Consider the following 9,974-nt stretch of genomic DNA (forward strand, 5'->3'; position numbering starts at 1 on the left):
CCCATAAACACCCCACCAGACCCCCTCAGCCGAATCACACACGGCACCGACACCCAGAGGACACCACGTGGCAACACCTGACCAGGACGTGCGCAACCGCAAACTTAATCCTGAAGCACGCATGGAACTCAAGGAACACCTGCGCGAATTCCGCGACCGCCTCATCAAGGCGGCTATCGCAACCGTCATCGCAGCCATCATCGGTACGGTCTTCCTCTACCAGCCTTTCATTGAAATGATTTCTGCGCCCCTGCAGCAGATCAACGCAGAAACCGGCCGCAACGCAAACCTGAACTACGGTAGCGTCGCTTCTCCCTTCGACCAGCTGCTGAAGGTCGGTATGTACATCGGCTTGGTGATCGCGTCCCCCGTCTGGCTGTACCAGGCACTGCGATTCCTGCTGCCGGCACTGCACACCAAGGAGAAGAAGTATCTCTTCGGCTTCCTCACCGCATCTATTTTCGCGTTTGCCTGCGGTGTCGCCATTTCGTACTTCACCCTCCCCGGCGTGGTCTACGCGCTGCTGAAGTTCACCCCCGTCAACGAAAGTAACTACATTGACGCGGGTGTGTACATCTCCTTCATTCTGAAGTTCGTTGTGACCTTCTCTTGTGCCTTCATCATCCCGGTGATTCTGGTTGGCATTAACATGCTGGGCCTGATTCGCGGCACGACCATTCTGAAGGCTTGGCGTTGGGTGGTTGTCCTCGTTGCGGTTATCGCAGCGCTGACCGCACCCGGTAGCGACATCATGATGATGTTCGTGCTCATGGCGCCGCTGCTGATTTTCTTCTTCGCAGCAATCGGCATCTGCATGATTAACGACAAGCGCCGCGACCGCAAGCTCGCCAAGCTGGCGCAGGGTTCGGACGAAGCAAGCCTGAACACCGCAACCAGCGCCGAAGACCTGGCGAAGATGGGTTACTTCGAGGAAGAGAAGACTTCCTAATTGAATAGCTCGCTTTGAGCAACATCGCCGAAAGGGGCGGGGTACAGAAAGATTCTGTGCCCCGCCCCTTTCGCGTGCCCAGATTAGTCGCATGCCCGGATTTGCCTGCCGGGAAGGCTTCCAACGCCGGCTCGCACGGCACCTCCATAGCGAGCCCCAGAGGGAGCGTTATACCGCGCCGGATGCGCTCGCTGTTCGCCCATACCGGATTAGTGCCCGTGCAGGATGCTTTCGGAAGGTGGGCGGTGGGCGAGCGGTTACACTGGACATACTATGAGCAAGCACCACGCACAGCACACTTCTGACGCAGAAACTTCTAACGAGCAGACCGGCACCGACTACGCTGCCGCCTACGCCGCATCCCGAGAGCGCGCCGCCTACGCAAAGACCGCCCTCGGGGCTTTTGAGGCGTCCCTTGATTTTCCGCTGGATGATTTTCAGCGTCAGGCGTGTGCCGCCGTGGAGGCGGACCGCTCCGTCCTCGTTGCCGCCCCTACCGGTGCAGGTAAGACCATTGTGGGCGAGTTCGGTATCTACCTGGCGCTGCGCCGCGGCATGAAGGCGTTCTACACGACCCCCATTAAGGCGCTGAGCAACCAGAAATACCACGACTTTGTGCGCGCGTACGGTGAGGATTATGTGGGTCTGCTGACCGGCGATACGAGCATTAACACGGAAGCGCCCGTGGTCGTGATGACCACCGAGGTGCTGCGCAACATGCTCTACGCTAACTCGACCACGCTGACCGGTCTGGGCTACGTGGTGATGGATGAGGTGCACTACCTGGCGGACCGTTTCCGTGGTGCAGTGTGGGAAGAGGCGATTATTCACCTTCCCGAGCATGTGAACGTCATTTCTCTGTCGGCGACGGTGTCGAACGTTGAGGAGTTCGGCGCGTGGCTGGATACAGTGCGCGGCGGCACGGACATTATTGTTTCTGAGCACCGCCCGGTGCCCCTGTGGCAGCACATGATGGTCGGTCACCGTGTGGTGGATCTATTCGTACCCGAGGACAACTCCGCGAACGGCAAGAAGCAGGAGCCGGAGGAGAAGCTCTCCCGCAAGCAGGCGAAGAAGGCACAGAAAGCTAAGCAGCGCGGCGCAACCGTAGAGGCGGGCGCCAACCCGCTGCTTGCCGGTCTGCGCCTGAACCCGCAGCTGAAGGCGCTACGCCCCGGCTTCCGTTCGAGCCCGGGCCGCGGACGCTACGGCGGCAAGCGTGAACGTTTCCGTCACCGCCGTGAAGGCTGGCTCAATGAGACGTTCAGCAGCGGCGAGCGCGGCGGCTCGAACCGTCGTGACCGTTTCAGCAATGATCGTTTCAGTAACGACCAGGACTTTGATGCGCGCGGTGAGCAGAAGCCCCTGCGTCCGCAGCGCATTACCCGCCCGGAGATGGTGCGCGCCCTCGACAAGCAGGGCCTGCTTCCCGCTATCTGTTTTATCTTCTCCCGCGCCGGATGCGACGGCGCGGTCAGCCAGTGCGTGGCAGCCGACATTACGCTCACCACCCCCGAACAGCAACAGACCATCCGCGCCTACATCGCGGAAGCGACAGCCCACCTGGACACCCGCGACCTGAACACCCTCGGCTACTACGAGTGGCGCGACGGCCTCATCCGCGGTATCGCCGCGCACCACGCCGGCCTACTGCCCCTCTTCAAGGAAGTTGTCGAAACCCTCTTCACGCAGGGCCTCATCAAGCTGGTCTTCGCCACCGAAACCCTCGCACTGGGCATCAACATGCCCGCACGCACCGTCATCCTGGAAAAGCTCACCAAGTACAACGGCGAATCCCACGTAGACATCACCCCCGGCGAATACACCCAGCTGACCGGACGCGCCGGCCGCCGCGGCATCGACATCGAAGGCCACGCCGTAGTCATCTGGCGCCCCGGCATGTCCCCAGAACACGTGGCAACCCTCGCCTCAACCCGCACCTACCCGCTAAACTCCTCATTCCGCCCCACCTACAACATGGCGGCAAACCTCATCGCCTCCTACGGCGCCGAACGCACCCGCAAAATCCTGGAATCCTCGTTCGCGCAGTTTCAGGCAGATAAGTCGGTCGTGGGCGTCGCCTCCCGCGTACGCAAAAACGAGAACGCCCTGGAAGGCTACCGCGAAGCCATGGCATGCCACCTGGGCGACTTCACCGAATACGTACAGCTCAGCCGCCAAATCGCCGAGCTGGAGAAGAAGGCGTCCAAGAGCAACGAGCGTCACGCCCGCGCGCAGGCACACCACAGCATCCAGCAGCTTCTGCCCGGCGACATTATCTACATTCCGCACGGCCGCTCCCGCGGCTACGCGGTCGTGGTCACCCGCTCCGATTCGCACGCCGACCCGCGCATCGGCATCGTCACCGAGGACGCGCACCAGCGCACCGCCTCAACCCGCGACTTCGAGGGCGCCGTCGAACCGGTCTCACGCATCAAAATTCCGAAGCGCCTGAGCCTGAAAACCCCCAAGGAACGCCGCGACACCGCAAGCCGCATGCGCCAGGCGCTCTATGACGGCCGCGCCCCGCGTGCGCTCGCGCAGCAGAACATCCCGGCTCGTCAGAACAGCATTGACGCGCAGCTGGAGGCTCTGCAGGCTCAGTTGCGTAACCACCCGTGCCACGGCTGCTCGGACCGCGCGAACCATATGCGTTGGGCTGAGCGCTGGCAGAAGCTCAACTCCGAGACGGAAGGGTTGCGCCGTCAGATTGCGCGCCGCACCAACACGATTGCGCAGGTCTTCAACCGCATTTCGCGCCTGCTGGAGAGCTACGGCTACGTCGAACGCACCGAGGACGGCGAACTGTCGCTGACCGCCGGCGGACAGGCGCTGCGCCGCATCTACGGCGAGCGCGATCTGCTGACCGCCCTGTGCCTGGATGCGCACTTCCTCGACGGGCTGGAGCCCGCCGCCATCGCTGCAACCGTTGCCGCGCTGACCTACCAGGGTAAGCGCGACGCGGTGGAGTACCTGGCTCATTATCCGCACCCGTCCCTGCGTGCGCCCATTGCTACGATTACGCAGCGCCTCGCCGACCTGAACGCAGCCGAGGAACAGTTCAAGGTCAACCTGACCCCCGCCTGCGACTTCGGCCTGGTCGAACCCATGTACGCCTGGGCAAACGGCGCCCACCTCGCCAAGGCAATCGAAGACACCGGCCTTGCCGCCGGCGACTTCGTACGCTGGGCTAAGCAGGTACTGGACGCACTGGACCAGATCGCCCATATCCGATCCCTGGACCCGGTTATCCGCGCCCGCTGTGAAGAAGCGATTGAGGCGGTACGCCGCGGTGTGGTCGCGCTGGACGTCTAACCCGCGCCTAGCGCTACGTCCCGCCCAACCGGTTCGGGCTACCACCCTCGCACCTGTGCGTTGTTCCACGTCATCTAAGGACGAACGAACTACCACAGGCAGCGGGGGTGCTTCTATACTCGAAAGAGACGCTCAGCTAAGCTACGCGAGCACAATCGAAGTGTCCGCCCCCGTGTGCGCCTCGGCGCGCCTCAATGGTGAAAGGATTCTAATGTCTACCCGTATTTTCGTAGATGGTAGCGTATACAGCCCTGTCGACCCGTACGCAACCGCAATGCTGGTCGAAGACGGCTTCGTCCGCTGGGTTGGCTCCGACTCCGGGGCGCGTTCCATTGCTGACGAGTCCGCCACCATCACCGAACTTGACGGCGCCCTGCTGACCCCCACCTTTGCGCGTGCCCTCGCACCTGTCGCAGGCAAAGAAGCACCCGAAATCCTCGACTACCTGCAGGCATACCGCGCAGCCGGCTACCACACCCACACCCTGCTCGCCGGCATGGAAGACGTACCCGACCTCGTCTCCGCACTCAGCTACTACAGCGCCGAACACGGCACCCCCGACATCCGCCTCATCCTCAACGCCACCGGCGTAGAAACCGACGAACTCATCAGCGCCATCAAAGCACTACGCCCCCTCACCGAAGGCAAACGCGCCGTCAAAGGTCTGCAGCTGGTCGGCATCTCTGTCACACCCGACGAGGCACCCGCCGCAGCACAGGTAGCCGAAGACGCCGCACTCCTGCTCTCCATCGACGCATCCACCGGATTCACCACCGCAGCCGACGCCGCGCTCGCCGTACGCGAGAACCACCCCTGGCTCTCCATCCGCCTCGACGCGGCAATCAGCACCCCGCAAGACCCCATCACCGACGAATACCTCACCCAGCTGGCAGAAGCACGCATCAACCTCGGCCTCAGCGTCTGCGAACCCGAAGAAGTCGAAACCGCCAACGACACCGTCCAGGCGCTCCTCGCCCACGCCGGGGGAGAAGCACGCGAATCTGTGGCATCCGTAGCCCGCCGCGCAAACGCAACCGGCACCTCCATCGCGCTGGGTTCTGATGCTCAGCTGTACGCACCCGGCGCCTGGTCCCTCATCCGCGAACTCGTCAACGACGAACACGGCATCTCCGCACGCAGCGCCTTCGCCGCCCTCACCCGCGGCGTATACCGCCTCGCCCACGAAGAAAACCCCTTCACCGGCCAGCTCACCCCCGACACCCCCGCATACGTAGCACAATGGCGCGTCGAAGCCCTCATGGTCCAAGCACCCGACTCCCGCGTCGCGTCGTGGAGCACCCACCCCCGCGCTCGCATTCCGTTGCTTCCGGTGCTGGATGAGGATTCGCCTCTGCCCATCCTGGAATCTATTTACACTGAAAGTAACTAATTTTTTAGCTTATCAGCACCTTTTTAGGCAGTTTAGGGGCAGTGGAAGCCCCCGCTGGTTCAGTTGCCCACATGTTTACCCGGTATACTGGATATCTACACTGCCTGTTTTATATGCACCTGTGAGGGAGTAATATGCGCGTTCTAACTGTCATCCCGACGTATAACGAGAAGGAGAACCTACCCATCGTGGTAGAGCGTCTTCGTAAGGCAGCTCCCGAGGTGGACATTCTCGTGGTGGATGATAACAGCCCCGACGGCACCGGCCAGATTGCTGATGAGCTGTCGGCTCAGGATTCCCAGATTCACGTTCTGCACCGCACCGTTAAGGACGGTCTGGGTGGCGCATACCTCGCTGGCTTCGATTGGGGCCTTGAGGCAGGCTACGACGTTCTGATTGAGATGGATGCTGACTGCTCGCATCAGCCTGAGCAGCTTCCTTCTCTGGTTCGTGCCGTGGAGGCGGGCGCTGACCTGGCTATTGGTTCGCGTTACGTTCCCGGCGGCAAGACCAAGAACTGGCCGGCTCACCGTCAGATTCTCTCTCGCGGCGCTAACCTGTACACCCGCCTGATTCTGGGTACCTCCATTAAGGACATTACCGCTGGTTTCCGTGCGTACCGCCGTGACGCTCTGCAGCGCCTGAACCTGGACGGTATTGACTCGAAGGGCTACGTGTTCCAGGTTGATCTGGCGTGGCGTTCCGAGCAGGCGGGTCTGAATATTGTTGAGGTTCCGATTACCTTCGTTGAGCGTGAGATTGGCGCTTCGAAGATGGACGGCAACATTATCTTTGACTCGATGTCTAAGGTGACTCGTTGGGGTCTGACCAACCGCGTTCAGAAGCTGAAGAAGGCTCTGGGCAAGTAACTCGTTCTGAGACTTATACGAAAAGCCGGGGCGGATACGTTATGTATCCGCCCCGGCCTTTTCGCTTTCTGTAGCGCTCTTTCCTGGCTAACGTGCCGAGGAAGCCACTACCAAAACAAAGAAGCCCGCTCAGAGCGCAAGTGGCTCTTAGCGGGCTTCTATAGCCTTTCTACGGCGTGTCTACGGTGCTTTTAGAGCGCGTAGTGCTTGCGGTAGTATTCCAGGCGGTCTTCCAGGGTCTTTTCCAGCTCTTCGATGCTGCGGCGTTCCATGAGCATGTCCCAGTGGGTACGTGCGGGCTTCTCTTCTTCGGCGTCTGCGGTGGAGTCGCCGTTGACGAGGTATGCTTCCTTGCCGGACTTTGCGGTCCAGACCGAGGGGATTTCGGCTTCTGCCGCGAAGGTCACGAAAACGCGGTCACCGTCTGCGGTACGGTATTCGACGCGCTGGCGGGGCGCGGGCTGTACGTTCGATTCGGTTTCCATCGACTGGGAACCCAGGCGCATACCGCGCAGGCTACGATCGCTCATTTTTCCTCCAGTGTCGTCGGGTGCGCCTTGTGGCGCTTTAGGCATAACGTTGGGCGGGGGAGAGCTATTCCCTCGAACGTTTACAAAACATCCATTATATCGGTAATAGTCTCCACCCGCCCAGCGTGGTGGTGTTTATTCGGCGTGATTTTTGGTGATTCGCGCCTTTTTATGCGTTAGATTCCGCGTTTAGCCGTTGATGCCGTAGCTTCCGGGGGCCTGCGGTGCGCTCTTGGGAGCCTCTGCTGCGGGCTTCTTCGGTGCGTCTGCAAGGTCGGATGCGGGCAGGGTGCCGAATGCGTTGCCCAGGCCGCGCAGTGCATCGCCGAGTTCGGTCGGGATGAACCAGAGCTTGTTGGAGTCGCCTTCGGCGAGCTTGGGCAGGGTCTGCAGGTACTGGTAGGTGAGCAGCTGCTGGCTGGGGTTGGATTCGTGGATGGCTGCGAAGACCTTCTGCACGGCCTCAGCCTCACCGTTTGCGCGCAGGATGGCGGACTGTGCGTCACCTTCTGCACGAAGAATCTGTGCCTGCTTTTCACCCTCTGCACGCAGGATTGCGGCGCGGGACTCACCCTCGGCGGTCAGAATGTCGGACTGCTTCTGGCCTTCTGCGGTGAGGATTGCGGCGCGGCGGTCACGCTCTGCGCGCATCTGCTTCTCCATGGAGTCCTGAATGGATGCCGGGGGCTGGATTTCCTTGATGTCCACGCGGGAGACGCGCAGACCCCAGCGGCCGGTGGTGGAGTCGAGCACGCCTCGCAGTTCCGCGTTGATCTGGTCGCGGGAGGTGAGGGTCTGCTCCAGGTTCAGGCCACCGACGACGTTACGCAGGGTTGCGCTGGTCAGCTCGTCCACGGCGCGAATGTAGTTGGTGATTTCGTAGGTTGCAGCCTGAGGGTCGGTGACCTGGAAGTACACGACGGTGTCGATGCCGACCACGAGGTTATCTTCGGTAATCACGGACTGCGAGGGGAACGAAACGACCTGTTCGCGCAGGTCGATGAGGGGCAGCACGCGGTCAACTACGGGAATGACGATGTGCAGGCCGGGGTTGAGAACGGCGTGGAACTTGCCCAGTCGTTCGACGATGCCGGCTCGTCCCTGCGGGATGACGCGCACGGTCTTGGCGAGCATCGTCAGCACGAAGAGGATGAGTAGGACCGTCAGAATAAGGCTGATAGGCATTATTTCTCCTTATCGGTGAGTTATATGGTGTGTTTTTAGGGTATCTGAATTGGTATTTGGAGCCGGTATTCAGATGGGTCTTAGGTGTGGGGGAGAGGCTCTACGATTGCGGTAGCGCCTTCAATGGCTCGTACCCTCGCGTGTGATCCTGCAGGGAGCGTTCCGGAGGCGGTGCGTGCCGTCCAGATGTCGCCTGCTAGTACCACCAAACCGGTTTCACTAGTCACATCTTGAGTGACGCGCACCTCAGCGCCAATGAGAGCTTCAGCATTAGTGACAGCGCCGGTGGCTGATTTATTGAGCTTCCTGAGCAACGGCGGGCGCAGGCCAAGAACCAGAATCAGGCAGATGACCACGAAAATAACGGTTCGAATCAGCATGTTATCCACGAAGGGAGATATTGCTGCGGTAATGCCTGCACTGATCGCCAGCATGAGAAAGAACAGGTCGAGGCTGAGCATTTCTATGACGGCGAAAACGAGGGCGAGTGCAACCCAGAGTGTCCAGGGTGTCTCAAAGAGCCAATCCACGAGTTTTCTCCTTTGATGTACATCAACCGGCGTGGTTGACGTTGGATCTACACACGAGGCGACGACACCTTCGTGATGCGGGGTATATCCATTATTTCAGGTGGATTGAGTGTAGGCGACAGTTCTAGTGACCGAGTGAGGTTAATACATGAACTGTTAAGACTTTATTTAGATACGGGGAATCTTGGGTTCATTCTAGACTTCCCTAAAAAGCCGATAATATACATTATGTAAAGTAGACCTATTTTTCACTACCCCACCGGCTGCTCACCGGTGCTTTCTACACTCTAGCTGGCACGGGTCAAACCTGTGCTCCTCGTAGTGCAACTGTTGCGACTGCGCTGTTCCGTCCGCGGTTCTGAGCTCCGTGCGCCTCGCATCTTTCTCCGCGCTCAGCGCACCTCATCTAGCCGTACGCTCACATGCTCTGAACCTCGGACTCCTCAGTACGTCCCATTAAACGACAAACACCCGAGACTCCACACCTTTCGGTGCGCTCTGTTCGTCTCGGGTGCCTGCCATCAATTTCTAGAGCTTTACGCTTCTGCGTGCTTTTCGCTGAACTCTACCCATGCGTTGAGCACACGCTCCGCTGCACCGGATGCAATGGACTCGCGTGCATCAGCCAAAGCCTGAGTGAAACGGGTCTCAAAGCTCTCCCCGTTGGTCGGGCGGTACGCGACCAGGCCAGCTGCAGCGTTCATCACCACGGCGTCGTGAATAGCGCGCAGCGGGCTCTTCGGGGCTTCGCCCTCCCCCGCCAAAATTGCACGGAAAATGCCCGCGTTGTACTCGGCGTCGCCGCCACGCAGCTGCTCCAGCGGCGCGTTCTGCAGGCCGTACTCGGTCGGGTCAAAACGGTACTCGGTCAGTTCGCCGTCAACAGCCTCCCACAGGCGGCTCGTGGTCGCGATGGTCAGCTCGTCCAGGCCGTCATCACCGCGGAAAATCAGGGCGTGGTCGCCGCGCTCCGCGAAGACGTGAGCCATCTTCTCAGCCATGACCGGGTTAGCAACACCGATAGCCGAGGACTTCACGCGCGCCGGGTTGGTCATGGGGCCCAGGTAGTTGAACGCGGTCGGAATGCCCAGCAGGCGGCGGGTCGGGCCCACGTGACGCATTGCCGGGTGGAAAGTCATCGCAAACAGGAAGGTGATGCCGGTCTCGCGAGCGCATTCGGCGACTGCGGGAATGGGCATGTCGAGG

The 9,974-nt window shown here is 60.6% G+C and carries 7 protein-coding genes and 1 pseudogene; 4 read left to right on the top strand and 4 right to left on the bottom strand.

Annotated features, from left to right (window positions below; genetic code table 11):
• Positions 1-67 precede the first annotated feature (67 nt).
• From tatC to HXO69_RS07840, 4 genes are all read left to right on the top strand, one after another.
• Positions 68-949, top strand: a complete 882-nt coding sequence (gene tatC, locus HXO69_RS07825; RefSeq protein ID WP_070634059.1) for a twin-arginine translocase subunit TatC — start codon at positions 68-70, stop codon at positions 947-949.
• Between the two features lie 273 nt (positions 950-1,222).
• Positions 1,223-4,264 (top strand): RNA helicase, encoded by a 3,042-nt coding sequence (locus HXO69_RS07830; RefSeq protein WP_296546355.1) that lies wholly within the window; start codon positions 1,223-1,225, stop codon positions 4,262-4,264.
• A 211-nt stretch (positions 4,265-4,475) separates the two neighbouring features.
• Positions 4,476-5,654 carry an amidohydrolase gene (locus HXO69_RS07835; RefSeq protein WP_296546356.1) on the top strand — a complete coding sequence of 393 codons (1,179 nt, stop codon included), beginning with the start codon at positions 4,476-4,478 and terminating at the stop codon, positions 5,652-5,654.
• A 134-nt stretch (positions 5,655-5,788) separates the two neighbouring features.
• Entirely contained in the window at positions 5,789-6,523 is a 735-nt protein-coding gene (locus HXO69_RS07840) for a polyprenol monophosphomannose synthase (RefSeq protein ID WP_296546358.1), read from the top strand.
• Positions 6,524-6,714: 191 nt separating this feature from the next.
• Here HXO69_RS07840 and HXO69_RS07845 read toward each other — a convergent pair whose 3' ends face one another.
• The 4 genes and pseudogenes from HXO69_RS07845 to HXO69_RS07860 all read right to left on the bottom strand — a co-directional run.
• A complete protein-coding gene (locus HXO69_RS07845) occupies positions 6,715-7,053 on the bottom strand; it encodes an RNA polymerase-binding protein RbpA (protein ID WP_005506034.1) in 339 nt (112 codons plus the stop codon).
• A gap of 189 nt (positions 7,054-7,242) precedes the next feature.
• Positions 7,243-8,238 carry an SPFH domain-containing protein gene (locus HXO69_RS07850; RefSeq protein WP_296546360.1) on the bottom strand — a complete coding sequence of 332 codons (996 nt, stop codon included), beginning with the start codon at positions 8,236-8,238 and terminating at the stop codon, positions 7,243-7,245.
• An 80-nt stretch (positions 8,239-8,318) separates the two neighbouring features.
• Positions 8,319-8,768 (bottom strand): NfeD family protein, encoded by a 450-nt coding sequence (locus HXO69_RS07855; protein WP_296546362.1) that lies wholly within the window; start codon positions 8,766-8,768, stop codon positions 8,319-8,321.
• A 536-nt stretch (positions 8,769-9,304) separates the two neighbouring features.
• Positions 9,305-9,974 (bottom strand): annotated as a pseudogene (locus HXO69_RS07860) (anthranilate phosphoribosyltransferase); the annotation flags it as partial.

Source organism: Rothia sp. (in: high G+C Gram-positive bacteria), assembly GCF_015265375.1.
Lineage (GTDB): Bacteria > Actinomycetota > Actinomycetes > Actinomycetales > Micrococcaceae > Rothia.

Coding starts and splice junctions, on each gene's coding strand:
- HXO69_RS07830 (WP_296546355.1), top strand. CDS start 1,223: ATGAGCAAGCACCACGCACAGCACACTTCTGACGCAGAAACTTCTAAC.
- HXO69_RS07835 (WP_296546356.1), top strand. CDS start 4,476: ATGTCTACCCGTATTTTCGTAGATGGTAGCGTATACAGCCCTGTCGAC.
- HXO69_RS07840 (WP_296546358.1), top strand. CDS start 5,789: ATGCGCGTTCTAACTGTCATCCCGACGTATAACGAGAAGGAGAACCTA.
- HXO69_RS07845 (WP_005506034.1), bottom strand. CDS start 7,053: ATGAGCGATCGTAGCCTGCGCGGTATGCGCCTGGGTTCCCAGTCGATG.
- HXO69_RS07850 (WP_296546360.1), bottom strand. CDS start 8,238: ATGCCTATCAGCCTTATTCTGACGGTCCTACTCATCCTCTTCGTGCTG.